This window comes from Streptomyces aquilus (assembly GCF_003955715.1).
Classification (GTDB): domain Bacteria; phylum Actinomycetota; class Actinomycetes; order Streptomycetales; family Streptomycetaceae; genus Streptomyces; species Streptomyces aquilus.
Genome location: NZ_CP034463.1, coordinates 4,086,909 through 4,101,673 on the forward strand (window position 1 = coordinate 4,086,909; position 14,765 = coordinate 4,101,673).

The window sequence follows — 14,765 nt, forward strand, 5'->3', positions numbered from 1 at the left end:
GCCCAGTTGCTCCTTCACAGATGGCGGCGTCGGGTAGAGACGTGCCGGTCGTACAGCTCTCGTGCCTTCACCGCGGACGGTCGGGTCGCGGTCTCGGCCACAGGTACATCCCACCAGGCTTGCGCCGGAGGCGCGCCCGACACTGTGTCTGCCGTTTCGGTCTCGACGTAGACACATGTGGGAGTGTCCGCCGCGCGTGCCTGGGCGAGAGCCTCGCGCAGGTCACCCACGGTCTTCGCGCGCAGCACGCGCATGCCCAGGCTGGCCGCGTTGGCGGCCAGGTCCACCGGGAGCGGCGCCCCGGTGTAGGTACCGTCGTCCGACTGGTACCGGTACGCGGTGCCGAACCGCTCGCCGCCCACCGACTCCGACAGGCCGCCGATCGAGGCGTACCCGTGGTTCTGGATCAGCAGCATCTTGATCGCGACGCCCTCCTGGACGGCGGTCACGATCTCGGTCGGCATCATCAGGTAGGTGCCGTCGCCGACGAGCGCCCAGACGTTGCGGTCGGGGGCGGCCATCTTCACGCCGATCGCGGCGGGGATCTCGTACCCCATGCAGGAGTAGCCGTACTCCAGGTGGTACTGGTCCCGGGACCGGGCCCGCCACAGTTTGTGCAGGTCGCCGGGGAGGGAGCCGGCGGCGTTGATGATGACGTCGCTCTCGTCGACGAGGGCGTCCAGGGCGCCGAGGACCTGGGGCTGGGTGGGGCGTACGTCTATCTCGTCGGCCTCGTAGCAGGCGTCGACGCGGTACTCCCAGCGCTGCTTGTCCTCGGTGTACTCGGTGACGTACGCCTCCGTGACCTGGTGGTCGTGCATCCTCAGGGCCGCGGTCAGCTCGGCCAGGCCGCTGCTGGCGTCCGCCACGAGCGGCTGTCCGCCGAGCTTGTGGCCGTCGACGGGGGCGATGTTGAGGTTGAGGAAGCGGACGCCGGGCGTCTCGAAGAGCGTCCCGGAGGCGGTGGTGAAGTCGGTGTAGCGGGTGCCGACGCCGATCACCAGGTCGGCCTGGCGGGCGAGTTCGTTGGCGGTCGCGGTGCCGGTGTGGCCGACGCCGCCGACGTCCTGGGGGTGGTCCCAGCGCAGCGAGCCCTTGCCGGCCTGGGTGGAGGCGACGGGGATGCCGGTCGCCGCGGCGAACTCGGCGAGGGCCTCCTCGGCGCGGCTGTGGTGGACGCCGCCGCCGGCGATGACCAGGGGCCTGCGGGCCGACCTGATCGCCGTGACGGCTTCGGCGAGTTCGGTCGGGTCGGCGCCCGGACGTCGTACGACCCAGGTGCGCTCGGCGAAGAACTCCTCCGGCCAGTCGTACGCCTCGGCCTGGACGTCCTGCGGGAGGGCGAGGGTGACCGCGCCCGTCTCCACCGGGTCGGTGAGGACCCGCATCGCCTGGAGGGCGGCCGGGATCAGGGCCTCGGGGCGGGTGACGCGGTCGAAGTACCTCGACACCGGGCGCAGACAGTCGTTGACGCTGAGGTCGCCCGCGTAGGGGACCTCCAGCTGCTGGAGGACCGGGTCGGCGGGGCGGGTGGCGAAGATGTCGCCGGGCAGCAGCAGGACCGGCAGGTGGTTGATCGTGGCGAGCGCGGCGCCGGTGACCAGGTTGGTGGCGCCGGGGCCGATGGAGGTCGTGACGGCGTGCGTGGACAGGCGGTTGGACTGCCTCGCGTAGCCGACCGCCGCGTGCACCATGGACTGCTCGTTGCGGCCCTGGTGGTACGGCATGTCGTCGGCGTACTCGACTAGCGCCTGGCCGAGCCCGGCCACGTTGCCGTGGCCGAAGATGCCCCAGGTCGCGGAGATGAGCCGCTGCCGTACGCCGTCGCGTTCGGTGTACTGGGCGGCGAGGAAGCGGACGAGCGCCTGGGCGACGGTCAGCCGGGTGGTGGGCGGAGTCATCGGTACCCCTCCGTGTGGTCCGGGTGGAAGCAGATCCGCCACTCCCGCGTCTCCCCCGGGCCCGCCATGACGTTCAGGTAGTACATGGCGTGCTCGGGCTGGGCGATCGACGGGCCGTGCCATCCGTCGGGGACGAGGACGGCGTCACCGGAGCGGACCTCCGCGAGGACGTCCGATCCGCCCTCACGGGAAGGGGATACGCGCTGATAGCCGAAACCGTTCGGGCCGTCGATCTCGAAGTAGTAGATCTCCTCCAACTCCGCTTCCTCGCCCGGCCGGTGCTCGTCGTGCTTGTGGGGCGGGTACGAGGACCAGTTGCCGCCGGGGGTGATGACCTCGACGGCGATCAGCTTGTCGCAGTCGAAGGCGTCGGCGGAGGCGAAGTTGCGGACGTGGCGCAGCCGGTTGCCGCTGCCGCGTTCCTCGGTGGGGACCTCCGGCGCGGGGCCGTAGCGGGCGGGGAGTCGTCGCTCGCACTTCGCTCCTGCCAGGGCGAAGCGGCCTCCCGCGCCGGAGGCGATCGTTGCCCGGGCGTCACGGGGCACGTACGCGAAGTCGGAGACCGACGCGAACACGCTTTCCCTGCCCAGGAGTTGGAACTCTTTTTCTTCCGTTTGTACGGTACATCCGCCTTCCAGCGGAAGCACGATCCACTCGCTGTCACCGGTGGTGAAGGTGTGCGTGCCACCAGGCTCCAGCGTGACGATCCGCAGAGCGCAGTACGTCCAGCCGGCCCGCTTCGGATCGATGTCCACTGTGTACAGGGCGTTGGTGGAGGAACCCTTGGGGATGTGGAGATCGTTACTCATGCGGCCCTCACAGGAGTCCTACGGCGGTGTCCACGGCGGCGGCGACGTCCCCGTCCGCCGGGTAGAGCAGTGAGCGTCCGACCACCAGGCCGCGCACGGTGGGGAGTTGCAGGGCACCCCGCCACTTCTCGTACGCCCCGGCCTGTTCTTCCATGGAGCCACCGACCTCGCCGCCAAGCAGCACGGCGGGCAGCGTGGAGGTGGCCATGACCTCGGCCATGTCGTCGGGGTTCTCGCTGACCGGCACCTTCAGCCAGGTGTAGGCCGAACTGCCGCCCAGGCCCGAGGCGATGGCGATGGACTTGATGACGGCCTCGGCGGAGAGGTCGTTCTTCACCTTGCCCTCGGCCGTGCGGAAGCTGATGAACGGCTCGACGAAGACGGGCAGTCGGCGTGCCGCCATGTCGTCGATGGCCCGCGCGGTGGACTCCAGGGTGGTCAGGGAGCCCGGGTCGTCGTAGTCGATCCGCAGGAGCAGTTTGCCCGCGTCGAAGCCGAGCCGCTCGATGTCCTCGGCGCGGTGGCCGGTGAAGCGGTCGTCGAGTTCGAAGCGGGCGCCCTGGAGGCCGCCGCGGTTCATCGAGCCCATGACGACCTTGCCGTCGAGCGCGCCGAGCAGCAGCAGGTCGTCGAGGATGTCGGCGGTCGCGAGGACGCCGTCGACGCCGGGGCGGGAGAGCGCGAGGCAGAGGCGTTCCAGCAGGTCGGCGCGGTTGGCCATGGCCCTCGGATTGCCGCCGACGCCGAGTGCGCCCCGGGCGGGGTGATCGGCGGCGACGATCATGAGGCGGTCGGTGTCGCCGAGCAGCGGACGCCGCACACGCCGGGCGGCGGCCTCGGCGATCGCCTCGGGGTGACGGGTGCGCAGGCGGACGAGTTCGGCGATGTCGACGGTGGTCACCGGGCGGCCTCCGCGCAGTTCGGCCGTACGGCGCCCGCGGTGATCGCCGCCTCGATCTCGGCCGGGGTCGGCATCGCGGAGCTGCACTCCAGGCGGGAGGCGACGATCGCGCCGGCCGCGTTGGCGTGCCGCATGATCTTCTCCAGGTCCCAGCCGTCGAGGAGGCCGTGTACAAGGGAGCCACCGAAGGCGTCACCGGCACCGAGCCCGTTGAGGACGTCCACCGGGAGCGGCGGGACCTCGGCGGAGGTGCCGTTGCGGTCGACCGCGAGGACGCCCTTGGGGCCCTGCTTGACGACGGCGAGCTCGACCCCCGCGTCGAGGAGCGCCTCGGCGGCGGCACGGGGCTCGCGGACGCCCGTCGCGACCTCGACCTCGTCGAGGTTGCCGACCGCGACGGTGGTGTGCTTGAGGGCCTCGGCGTAGAACGGGCGGGCCGCCTCCGGGTCGCTCCAGAACATCGGGCGCCAGTCCAGGTCGAAGACGGTGATGCCCGCCTTGGCGCGGTGGGCGAGGGCCGCGAGCGTCGCCGTACGGCTGGGCTCCTCGCTCAGGCCGGTGCCGGTGACCCAGAAGACACGGGCCTCGCGGATGGCGTCGAGGTCGAGCTCGTGGGCGTCGATCTCCAGGTCGGGGGCCTTGGGCTGCCGGTAGAAGTACAGCGGGAAGTCGTCCGGCGGGAAGATCTCGCAGAACGTGACCGGGGTCGGCAGGCCGGGGACCGGAGTGACCCAGCGGTCGTCCACGCCGAAGCCCTTCAGGGCCTCGTGGAGGTAGGTGCCGAAGGGGTCGTCGCCGGTCCGGGTGATCACCGCGGTCTGCCGTCCCAGGCGGGCCGCGGCGACCGCGACGTTCGTCGCCGAGCCGCCGAGGAACTTGCCGAAGGACGACACCTGCGGCAGCGGGACGCCCGTCTGCAGCGGATAGAGGTCCACTCCGATCCGCCCCATGGTGATCAGGTCGTACGCCATCGAGTTCCCTTCATGCCGGTCGGACCCTCACGTCTCGCCCCGGACTTCGTATCGGCTCTCCACGGCTTTGTAGCCCCCGATGAGGAGCCCTGTCAATGTTTTGTCCAGACATTCGGACCAGCCCTTGACAGCGCTTGCTGCTCACGCGGAAGCTGACCGGCATGACGTCGTTGTCACCCTCTTCCTCACTGTCCCGCATCCGGATCGGGTCGGCTCCCGACTCCTGGGGTGTGTGGTTCCCCGACGACCCTCAGCAGGTCCCCTGGCAGCGCTTCCTCGACGAGGTCGCGGATTCCGGCTACGAGTGGATCGAGCTTGGCCCTTACGGGTACCTGCCGACCGATCCCACGGTGCTCACCGAGGAGGTGGGCCGGCGCGGGCTGAAGGTGTCGGCCGGCACGGTCTTCACCGGGCTGCACCACGGCGAGTCCGTCTGGGAGAAGACCTGGGCGCACGTCGCCGACAACGCGGTGCTGGCGCAGGCCATGGGCGCCCGGCACCTCGTCGTCATCCCGTCCTTCTGGCGGGACGACAAGACCGGTGAGGTGCTGGAGTCGGACACGCTGACGCCCGAGCAGTGGCGGAACCTCACCTCGCTGACCGAGCGGCTCGGTCAGCGGGTGCGGGAGGAGTACGGGCTCCAGATCGTCGTCCACCCGCACGCCGACACGCACATCGACAGCGAGGAGAACGTCGTCCGGTTCCTCGACGGGACGGACTCGTCGCTGGTGTCGCTCTGCCTCGACACGGGGCACTACGCGTACTGCGGGGGCGACAGCGTGAAGCTGATCGAGACGTACGGGTCCCGGATCGGGTACCTGCATCTGAAGCAGGTCGATCCCGAGATCCTCGCCGATGTGCGGGCCAAGGGGACGCCGTTCGGGCCGGCCGTGGCGCAGGGTGTGATGTGTGAACCGCCGTCCGGGGTGCCGGCGTTGGGGCCCGTGCTGGAGGCTGCGCAGGCTTTGGATGTGGATCTGTTCGCGATCGTGGAGCAGGACATGTATCCGTGCGATCCGGACAAGCCGTTGCCCATTGCTCAGCGGACTCGGGCGTTTTTGAGGAGCTGCGGGGCTTAGTGGCGCCTAATGGGGTGCCGGGGGCTGTGGGTTGGCGAGTGCGGGTTGTTCGTGGCTTGTCGCGCAGTTCCCCGCGCCCCTTGGGGCGTTGCACGATGGCTCTGTGACAAGTGTTCGGTCGGGACATGGGCCCTGGGGGTCCTGGGAAGTTGCCCTTGCCCTGCCCCATCCCCGACTCCAACCCGGCGTCATCTCGTACCGCGGGGTGCGGCTGGGGCTCGATCGGCCTCGGCGGCGGCTTGAGGCGCCCATCGGGGCGGCCACGCTGCTGTTGGGGTTCGGGGAGTCGGTGCGGATCAGCCGGGCGGGGCGGGCGCCGGACACGTTGGTGTCGGTGTACTGCGGGCCTACGACCACTCCCGCCATCGGCGAGCACAACGGGCGGCTTTCGGGGATCGAGGTGTTACTCGCTCCCTGGGCCGCCTTCTCGTTGTTCGGGACGCCGCAGTACGAGCTCGCCAACCGGACCGTGGATCCCGACGAGTTGCCGCATGTGCTGCCCGGCAGGGTCGACGAACTCGCCGCCGCGCTCGGTGCCCTGCCGTCCTGGGAGGCCCGGTTCGGGCTGCTGGACGATGCGCTGGCACGGTGGTCACAGGGCGGTACGGCGCCGTCGGCCCGGGTGGTGCGGGCGTGGGCGGAGTTGGTGCGGACGGGTGGGGCGATCCCCGTGCCGCGGCTCGCCGAGGACGTCGGCTGGAGTGTGCGGCAGCTGGAGAGCCGGTTCCGGGAGCAGATCGGGCTGGGGCCGAAGGCGGCGGCACGGGTGCTGCGGTTGCAGCGGGCGCGGCGGCTGCTGGCCGCGGGGCGGGGGCAGGCGGAGACCGCGGCGCTGTGCGGGTTCTACGACCAGGCCCATCTCAGCGGGGAGTTCAAGGCGATGACCGGGTGCACGCCGCGGGAGTTCACGCTCGCCAGAGACGGGGCGGGCGTGGTGCCCGGCGGTGACCGGATCAGCGGTGAGGCGACGAGTCTGGTGCTCGGCGCACCCTGATCGACGCCGAGTGCGGTTTTTTCCAAGACCCGCGGAGTTGGCCGAATGCAGTCTGTGGCTCCCGGCCGTTGTGCGCCCCCAGTGGCCACCGGGGAGGCGGGGGAGCTGGTGGAGCCGGGCCCGGCGCAGCGGGTCCGGCTCCACCCGTGTGGACCCTGCGGGTCCTGTCAACGCGCCGCGCCCACGCGCCCGCGCGCGCCTTTGCTGCACTCGTGTCACGAACGCCCCTCGTGTGTCACACATGTCGCGTATACGCGGGTCTTGCGTCACACGCCGTGCACAGGGCCTGACCTGCGCTCACTCTCTGTCGTTCACGGGGCACAGGCTTTGTGACGCCAGCGCAGCGCCCGGTACCCCCGACGGCCGTTCCCGGCCGCCGCCGCGGCGCGCGCAGGGAGGTGCACCTCATGACCGACCGAAGGCTCTGGTCGTACAAGGAGATCGCGGCGCACATCAAGGTGCAGCCGGACACCGTGCGGTCGTACCGCAAGCACGGGCTGCTGCCGCCACCCGACCATGTGGAGGGCGGCAAGCCCTTCTGGTACGCGGACACCGTGCGGGCGTGGGTCGCCGCGCGGCCGGGCAACCGCGGCAGACGAGAGGACTGAGCGGAAACACGGTTGCCGACCGGGAGCCGGGCCGGTGAGGATCCGTGGATGAGTTTCTCCGTCAAACCCGTGCTGACCGGCGAGAAGGCCGTGCTGCGTCCGTTCACCGCAGCGGACGCGGAGGTCATGGCGGAGATCATCCGCGACCCCGAGGTCCTCCGTTTCACCGGTGGACCCGACACCGAGTTCACCCTGGAGCAGTTGCGTTCCTGGTACGGCTCCCGGTCCGCCCAGCCCGACCGTCTCGATCTCGCCGTCACCGACCGCGCCACCGGCGAACTCGTCGGCGAGGTGGTGCTGTACGAGTGGGACGAGCGGGCGCGCGGCTGTACGTTCCGCACGCTCCTCGGGCCCCGGGGCCGTGACCGCGGCCTCGGCACCGAGGCGACGCGTCTCGTCGTCGGGTACGGCTTCGAGGAACTCGGCCTGCATCGCATCCAGTTGGAGGTCTACGGCCACAACGCCCGGGCCCTGCGCGCCTACGAGAAGGCCGGGTTCGTGCGGGAGGGCGTCCGGCGGGAGGCCGATCTGCGGGACGGTCGGTGGGTGGACTGGGTGCTCATGGCCGTGCTGGAACAGGAGTGGGCGGCGCTCAGTTCCACGGCTCGATGACCGTCACCCCGGCGCCGGGTGCCGTGCCCATCGACGCCAGTGCGGCCGGCGTCGCGGCCAGGTCGATCGTGGACGTCACCAGGAGGTCCGGCCGCAGCACCCCCGACCGCACCAGCTCCAGCATCCCCGGATAGGTGTGCGCGGCCATGCCGTGGCTGCCCAGGATCTCCAGTTCCAGGGCGATGGCGCGGGCCATCGGGACCGGGGTCGTGCCGTCCGCCGAGGGCAGCAGGCCGACCTGGAGATGCCGGCCGCGGCGGCGCAGGGAGTTGACGGAGGCCGCGCAGGTGACCGGGGAGCCCAGCGCGTCCAGTGACACGTGCGCGCCGCCGCCGGTCAGTTCACGCACCGCGGCGGCCGTGTCACCGGCCTCGGACGCGTCGACGCCCGCCACCGCCCCGAACTTCTGTGCCAGCTCCAGGGCTTGGGGCGACACGTCCACCGCCACCACCCGGGCGCCGGAAGCCGCCGCGATCATCACCGCCGACAGGCCCACTCCGCCGCAGCCGTGCACCGCGACCCACTCCCCCGCCGCGACCCGCCCCTGCTGCACCACGGCACGGAACGCGGTGGCGAACCGGCAGCCGAGGGAGGCGGCGGTGGCGAAGGAGAGGTCCTCCGGGACCGCCACCAGGTTCACGTCGGCGTGGTCCAGCGCCACGTACTGCGCGAAGGAACCCCAGTGGGTGAAGCCCGGCTGGGTCTGCCGCTCGCAGATCTGGTGGTCGCCGGCCGCGCAGGCGGCGCAGCGTCCGCAGGCGCACACGAAGGGGACGGTGACGCGGTCGCCGGGGCGCCAGCCGGTGACCCGGTCGCCGACCGCCTCGACGACTCCGGCGAGTTCATGGCCGGGCACGTGCGGGAGCGTGATGTCGGGGTCGTGGCCCTGCCAGCCGTGCCAGTCGCTGCGGCACAGGCCGGTGGCCGCCACGCGCACGACGACGCCGTGCGGGGCCGGTTCCGGGTCGGGCACCTCCCGCACCTCGGCCGGCTCGCCGTACCGCTCGAACACCACTGCCCGCATGTGCGCTCCCATCGACGTGACCATCCGGTCCCCCCCCCATCCTGACCCGGCCTCACCACGACTCCGTACCCCCGAGCGGCTCCTCCACCGTCCTCCGCTCGCCGCGCAGCCGCAGCCCCGCCAGCGGGAACAGCAGCACCGAGAGCATCGCGGCACCGACCAGGGCCGCCGCCTCCTCCGTCTTCAGGACGCCGTCGTCGACGCCGATCGTGGTGATGGCGACGACCAGCGGCAGCGCGGTGGACGCGAACAGGGTCAGGGCGCGCCGGTCCCGTCGTACGAGATCCGGCGGGGCCAGCGCGTACACCGGCAGGCCGCGGACCAGCAGGAACAGCAGCAGGAAGACCGGCAGGAGCAGCAGCGCCCGGCCGCCGGACAGAAGGGCGTCCAGGTCGAACTCCATGCCGGTGACGACGTAGAACACCGGCACCAGGAAGCCGAACCCCATCGCCTCGACCTTCTCCAGGACCGGCCCCGCGCTCTCCGGTGCCGCCCCGTGCAGCAGCAGCCGGGTGAGCATCCCGGCGGCGAACGCGCCGAGCAGGGTGTCGAGGCCGAGGGCCTGGGAGATGCCGAGCATCACGGCGAGGAGGAGCACGACCAGGCGTACGGCGAACTGGCCGCTGCTGTGCAGGGTCCTGGCGATCACTCGCGGGAACCACGGCGGGCGCGGGCGCATTGCCCACCACACCGCGGCGGCCGTCAGCAGCGCGAACGCCGCCAGCACGGCCGTCGAGCGGCCCGGCGAACGCCCGCTCAGCAGCAGCGCGATGGCGATGATCGGCCCGAACTCGCCGACCGCCCCGAACGTCGTCATCACCGAGCCGAAGCGCGAGTGCAGGTCCCCCGCGTCCCGCAGCACCGGCAGGACCGTGCCGAGGGCGGTGCTGGTGAGGGCCGTACCGATGTAGACGCCCTTGGACAGCCCGGTCAGGGTGGAGGCGAGCGCGAGGCCCACGACGAGCGCGGTCAGCCATGCCCACAGCGAGCGTTTCAGGGTGGCGCCGCGGACCCGGTCGAACTCGATCTCGTACCCGGCGAGGAAGATCAGCATCGCCAGCCCGAGGTCGGACAGGGTGTCGATGACCGGCCCGTCGCCCGCCCAGCCCAGGACGTCCGGGCCGGCCAGGATGCCCAGCAGGATCTCGAAGATGACGAGCGGCACCGGCAGCCGGCGGCTGATCCCGTAGGCCAGCAGGGGTGCCAGCACCGCGATGGACATGATCAGGATGAGCGTCCCGGCCTGCGACACGATCGGCGCCTACCCCTCTTGGAGAAATACCCCCTAGGGGTATAGTGTGAGATACGTGGACGCCACCGCGGGTCCCGCAGAACCCACACGCCCCGAAGAGGAGAACGAGATGACCGCCCAGAGCGACACCCAGGTCACCACCGTCTACAAGGTGAGCGGCATGAGCTGCGGCCACTGCGAGGGCTCGGTCTCCGGCGAGATCTCCGAGATCCCCGGCGTCAGCTCCGTCAAGGCCGTCGCCTCCACCGGCGAGGTCACCGTCGTCTCCGCCGCCGAGCTCGACGAGGAAGCCGTGCGCGCGGCCGTCGACGAGGCCGGCTTCGAGCTCGTCGGCAAGGCCTGACCGCCACCTCCTGGAGTACCCGCCATGTCCGGCACCACCGCCCCGATAGCTCCGCCCGCCGAGGTCGAACTCCTCATCGGCGGCATGACCTGCGCCTCCTGCGCCGCCCGCGTGGAGAAGAAGCTCAACCGGATGGACGGCGTGACCGCCACCGTCAACTACGCGACGGAGAAGGCGAAGGTCACCTACGCCGAGGGCGTCCAGGTCGCGGATCTCATCGCGACGGTGGTGAAGACGGGGTACACGGCCGAGGAGCCCGCGCCGGCGGCGGCAGCGCCCGCCCCGCACGAGGACCCGGAGCCGGCGTCGCTGCGGCAGCGGCTCGTCGTCTCCGCGCTCCTCGCCGTGCCCGTCGTCCTGCTGTCGATGATCCCGGCCCTCCAGTTCGACAACTGGCAGTGGCTGGCCCTCACCCTCGCCTCCCCCGTCGTCGTCTGGGGCGGGCTGCCCTTCCACAAAGCCGCCTGGACCAACCTCCGGCACGGCGCGGCCACCATGGACACCCTCGTCTCGCTGGGCACGCTGGCCGCGTACGGCTGGTCGCTGTGGGCGCTGTTCTTCGGGGACGCGGGCATGGCGGGCATGAAGGACGAGTTCACGTTCACCGTCTCGCGCATGGACAGCGCCTCCACGATCTATCTCGAAGTGGCCGCGGGCGTCACCACGTTCCTCCTGCTCGGCCGCTATCTGGAGGCCCGCTCCAAGCGCCGGGCGGGGGCCGCGCTACGGGCCCTGATGGAGCTGGGCGCGAAGGACGTGGCGGTCCTGCGGGACGGCCGCGAGGTCCGCGTCCCGGTCTCCCGCCTGACGGTCGGGGACCGTTTCGTCGTCCGCCCCGGGGAGAAGATCGCCACCGACGGCACCGTCGTCGAGGGCGCCTCCGCCGTGGACGCGTCCATGCTGACCGGCGAGTCGGTGCCGGTGGACGTGACGGTCGGGGACGCGGTCGCGGGCGCGACCGTGAACGCCGGCGGGCGCCTGGTCGTCAAGGCCACGCGCGTGGGCGCGGACACACAGCTCGCGCGGATGGCGAAGCTGGTCGAGGAGGCGCAGAACGGCAAGGCCGAGGTGCAGCGGCTCGCCGACCGGATCTCGGCCGTCTTCGTGCCGGCGGTCATCGCGATCGCCGTCGCCACCTTCGGCGGTTGGCTCGGCGCGACCGGCGACCTTGCCGCCGCGTTCACCGCGGCCGTCGCCGTCCTGATCATCGCCTGCCCGTGCGCGCTCGGCCTGGCCACCCCGACCGCCCTGATGGTCGGCACGGGCCGCGGCGCCCAGCTCGGCATCCTCATCAAGGGCCCCGAGGTGCTGGAGAACACGCGCCGCGTCGACACCGTCGTCCTCGACAAGACGGGAACGGTCACCACCGGCCGGATGACCCTCCAGGAGGTGTACGCCGTCCAGGGCGCCGACGAGAAGCAGGTGCTGCGGCTCGCGGGCGCCGTGGAGCACGCCTCCGAGCATCCCGTCGCCCGGGCGGTCGCCGCCGGTGCCGAGGAGCGGGTGGGGCCGCTGCCCGCGGTCGAGGCGTTCGTGAACGTCCCCGGGCGGGGCGTGCGCGGGCGCGTGGAGGGCCATGACGTGGCCGTGGGGCGCCTCTTCGACGCCTTGCCGGAGGAGCTGGCCCGCGCCAAGGACGAGGCCGAGAGGGGCGGTCGTACGGCCGTCGTGGTCGGCTGGGACGGCGTGGCACGCGGCGTCGTGGCCGTCGCGGACGCGGTGAAGGAGACCAGCGCCGAGGCGGTACGGGAGCTGCGGGCCCTCGGGCTCACGCCGGTGCTGCTGACCGGGGACAACCGGACGGTCGCGGAGGCCGTGGCCGAACGGGTCGGGATCACGCGGGTCGTGGCCGAGGTGCTGCCCGAGGGCAAGGTCGACGCCGTACGACGGTTGCAGGGCGAGGGACGGGTCGTCGCCATGGTCGGCGACGGGGTCAACGACGCCGCCGCACTCGCCACCGCCGACCTGGGGCTCGCGATGGGGACCGGGACGGACGCGGCGATCGAGGCGGGGGATCTGACGCTGGTGCGCGGGGACCTGCGGGTGGCCGCGGACGCCATCCGGCTGTCGCGGCGGACGCTGGCCACGATCAAGGGGAACCTGGTGTGGGCGTTCGGCTACAACGTGGCCGCGCTGCCGCTGGCCGCCGCGGGACTGCTGAACCCGATGATCGCGGGCGCCGCCATGGCGTTCTCCTCGGTGTTCGTCGTGACGAACAGCCTGCGATTGCGGTCATTCCGTTAGGCGGGACCCTCTGGAGTCCGGCGCGAGGCTCACATAAGCTCTTCACAAGGCTCGCGCATCATCCTTACGCTTGAGGCCCGATCGACGATTCGGCCCCTTGCGCATCAAACGGACAAATGCAAGAGACGCAGATCACAGTGATGTGAACGTAACCATCGAAGGGGTTCGAAGGTCTAAGTTGGCGATGTCAGGCCGCGTCTTGGGGGGCGCATCCTGGCATCTGGGGATGTCTTGGGGGACTTCCTCAGAGATGCGTTGCCGGGACAGGCACGTCGGGAAGCTTTGAGCGGCCCTCCCGACCGTGCGCTGTCCCGGCAGATCGCACACAGCGGTACACAGTAGGAGTACGACGAGTTCTGCTCGTTCTGCTCAACACAGCGATTCAGGCGCTGTTTTCTCACAGACGCCCGGCCGGATCCCGTGGGGGGAATCCGCACCGGGACATGGGAAGGCGCCCTGGACGTCGGCCCGTGGGGGGACCGCCGCCAGGGCGCCTTCTGCTGTGCACCGCTCACTTCCCGGCACACGACGAGGCCCCGCAGCCGGCATCGGCATGCGGGGCCTGGTGTGACCTCGCGGCTCAGCGCAACGGTCAGCGCTCCTCGACCGGGACGAAGTCGCGCTCGACCACGCCGGTGTAGATCTGGCGCGGGCGGCCGATGCGGGAGCCCGGCTCCTTGATCATCTCGTGCCACTGGGCGATCCAGCCCGGGAGGCGGCCGAGGGCGAAGAGGACCGTGAACATCTCGGTCGGGAAGCCCATCGCGCGGTAGATGAGGCCGGTGTAGAAGTCGACGTTCGGGTAGAGGCTGCGCGAGACGAAGTAGTCGTCGGAGAGCGCGTGCTCCTCCAGCTTCAGCGCGATGTCCAGCAGCTCGTCGGACTTGCCGAGGGCCGAGAGGACGTCGTGCGCCGCCGCCTTGATGATCTTCGCGCGCGGGTCGAAGTTCTTGTAGACCCGGTGGCCGAAGCCCATCAGCCGGACGCCGTCCTCCTTGTTCTTCACCTTGCGGATGAAGGAGTCGACGTCACCGCCGGAGGCCTGGATGCCCTCCAGCATCTCCAGCACGGACTGGTTGGCGCCGCCGTGCAGCGGGCCCCACAGCGCGTTGATGCCGGCCGAGATGGACGCGAACATGTTCGCCTGGGAGGAGCCGACGAGGCGGACCGTGGAGGTCGAACAGTTCTGCTCGTGGTCGGCGTGCAGGATCAGCAGCTTGTCGAGCGCGGCGACGACGACCGGGTCGAGGTCGTACTCCTGGGCCGGCACCGAGAAGGTCATCCGCAGGAAGTTCTCGACGTAGCCGAGGTCGTTGCGCGGGTAGACGAACGGGTGACCGATCGACTTCTTGTACGCGTACGCCGCGATCGTCGGGAGCTTGGCGAGCAGACGGATCGTCGAGAGGTTGCGCTGCTTCTCGTCGAACGGGTTGTGGCTGTCCTGGTAGAACGTCGACAGCGCGGAGACGACCGACGACAGCATGGCCATCGGGTGCGCGTCACGCGGGAAGCCGCGGTAGAAGTTCTTGACGTCCTCGTGCAGCAGGGTGTGCTGCGTGATGTCGTTCTTGAACACGGTGAGCTCGTCGACCGTCGGCAGCTCGCCGTTGATCAGCAGGTACGCCACCTCCAGGAAGGTGGAGCGCTCGGCCAGCTGCTCGATCGGGTAGCCGCGGTAGCGGAGGATGCCCGCCTCGCCGTCGAGGTAGGTGATCGCCGATTTGTAGGCGGCCGTGTTGCCGTAGCCGCTGTCCAGCGTCACCAGACCGGTCTGGGCGCGGAGCTTGCCGATGTCGAAGCCCTTGTCGCCGACGGTGCTGTCGATCACCGGGTAGGTGTACTCGCCATCGCCGTACCGCAGTACTACAGAGTTGTCGCTCACGTCTTCCCTCACCCGACGTTGTGCCTCATCTTCGAGGTTGCCCTGACTGTCTCTACCATCCCCCATTCGGCGCAGGAGAGTGCACTGGGGGTCGACCATTGGGCCTATTGGCGGCACTCAGTGCCGCCAACTTGCCCATCCTGCC

13 protein-coding genes are annotated in these 14,765 nt (G+C 70.8%); 6 read left to right on the forward strand and 7 right to left on the reverse strand.

All coding sequences use genetic code 11. From position 1 onward, the window contains the following. Positions 1-14 precede the first annotated feature (14 nt). The 4 genes from iolD to iolC are packed head-to-tail and all read right to left on the reverse strand — an operon-like array spanning position 15 to position 4,582. The gene (iolD, locus tag EJC51_RS18820; protein WP_126272149.1) at positions 15-1,901 is read right to left on the reverse strand and encodes a 3D-(3,5/4)-trihydroxycyclohexane-1,2-dione acylhydrolase (decyclizing); all 1,887 of its coding nucleotides are present in this window, start codon (positions 1,899-1,901) and stop codon (positions 15-17) included. Beyond that, positions 1,898-2,710 (reverse strand): 5-deoxy-glucuronate isomerase, encoded by an 813-nt coding sequence (gene iolB, locus EJC51_RS18825; protein ID WP_126272150.1) that lies wholly within the window; start codon positions 2,708-2,710, stop codon positions 1,898-1,900. The genes iolD and iolB overlap by 4 nt, the downstream gene beginning before the upstream one ends. 7 nt (positions 2,711-2,717) lie before the next feature. Then, positions 2,718-3,596: a Cgl0159 family (beta/alpha)8-fold protein gene (locus tag EJC51_RS18830; protein ID WP_425276841.1), complete on the reverse strand. Its 879-nt coding sequence runs from the start codon at positions 3,594-3,596 to the stop codon at positions 2,718-2,720. A gap of 11 nt (positions 3,597-3,607) precedes the next feature. Beyond that, the gene (iolC, locus tag EJC51_RS18835) at positions 3,608-4,582 is read right to left on the reverse strand and encodes a 5-dehydro-2-deoxygluconokinase (RefSeq protein ID WP_126272152.1); all 975 of its coding nucleotides are present in this window, start codon (positions 4,580-4,582) and stop codon (positions 3,608-3,610) included. A 161-nt stretch (positions 4,583-4,743) separates the two neighbouring features. On the opposite strand from iolC, the gene EJC51_RS18840 reads away from it, so the two are divergent. The 4 genes from EJC51_RS18840 to EJC51_RS18855 all read left to right on the forward strand — a co-directional run bounded on the left by EJC51_RS18840 (position 4,744) and on the right by EJC51_RS18855 (position 7,875). Further along, on the forward strand, positions 4,744-5,661 hold the full coding sequence (locus tag EJC51_RS18840; protein ID WP_126272153.1) for a sugar phosphate isomerase/epimerase family protein: 918 nt from the start codon (positions 4,744-4,746) through the stop codon (positions 5,659-5,661). A gap of 205 nt (positions 5,662-5,866) precedes the next feature. Further along, complete coding sequence (locus EJC51_RS18845; RefSeq protein WP_244362727.1) at positions 5,867-6,655, forward strand: helix-turn-helix domain-containing protein; 789 nt, start codon at positions 5,867-5,869, stop codon at positions 6,653-6,655. 407 nt (positions 6,656-7,062) lie between these two features. Beyond that, positions 7,063-7,263, forward strand: coding sequence for a helix-turn-helix transcriptional regulator (locus EJC51_RS18850; RefSeq protein ID WP_059191908.1), 201 nt, complete (start codon positions 7,063-7,065; stop codon positions 7,261-7,263). A gap of 48 nt (positions 7,264-7,311) precedes the next feature. Next, positions 7,312-7,875 (forward strand): GNAT family N-acetyltransferase, encoded by a 564-nt coding sequence (locus EJC51_RS18855; protein WP_126272155.1) that lies wholly within the window; start codon positions 7,312-7,314, stop codon positions 7,873-7,875. Here the strand turns inward: EJC51_RS18855 and EJC51_RS18860 are convergent. Both EJC51_RS18860 and EJC51_RS18865 read right to left on the reverse strand, forming a co-directional pair. Continuing rightward, complete coding sequence (locus EJC51_RS18860) at positions 7,856-8,899, reverse strand: zinc-dependent alcohol dehydrogenase family protein (RefSeq protein WP_126272156.1); 1,044 nt, start codon at positions 8,897-8,899, stop codon at positions 7,856-7,858. The genes EJC51_RS18855 and EJC51_RS18860 overlap by 20 nt on opposite strands. Positions 8,900-8,951: 52 nt before the next feature. Further along, positions 8,952-10,151 (reverse strand): cation:proton antiporter, encoded by a 1,200-nt coding sequence (locus tag EJC51_RS18865; RefSeq protein ID WP_126272157.1) that lies wholly within the window; start codon positions 10,149-10,151, stop codon positions 8,952-8,954. 109 nt (positions 10,152-10,260) lie between these two features. Between EJC51_RS18865 and EJC51_RS18870 the strand changes: the two genes are divergently transcribed. Both EJC51_RS18870 and EJC51_RS18875 read left to right on the forward strand, forming a co-directional pair. Beyond that, positions 10,261-10,494 (forward strand): heavy-metal-associated domain-containing protein, encoded by a 234-nt coding sequence (locus EJC51_RS18870; RefSeq protein ID WP_126272158.1) that lies wholly within the window; start codon positions 10,261-10,263, stop codon positions 10,492-10,494. A gap of 24 nt (positions 10,495-10,518) precedes the next feature. Further along, on the forward strand, positions 10,519-12,738 hold the full coding sequence (locus EJC51_RS18875) for a heavy metal translocating P-type ATPase (RefSeq protein WP_126272159.1): 2,220 nt from the start codon (positions 10,519-10,521) through the stop codon (positions 12,736-12,738). Positions 12,739-13,330: 592 nt separating this feature from the next. Here the strand turns inward: EJC51_RS18875 and EJC51_RS18880 are convergent. Then, the gene (locus tag EJC51_RS18880; RefSeq protein ID WP_097264338.1) at positions 13,331-14,620 is read right to left on the reverse strand and encodes a citrate synthase; all 1,290 of its coding nucleotides are present in this window, start codon (positions 14,618-14,620) and stop codon (positions 13,331-13,333) included. Positions 14,621-14,765: the final 145 nt, after the last annotated feature.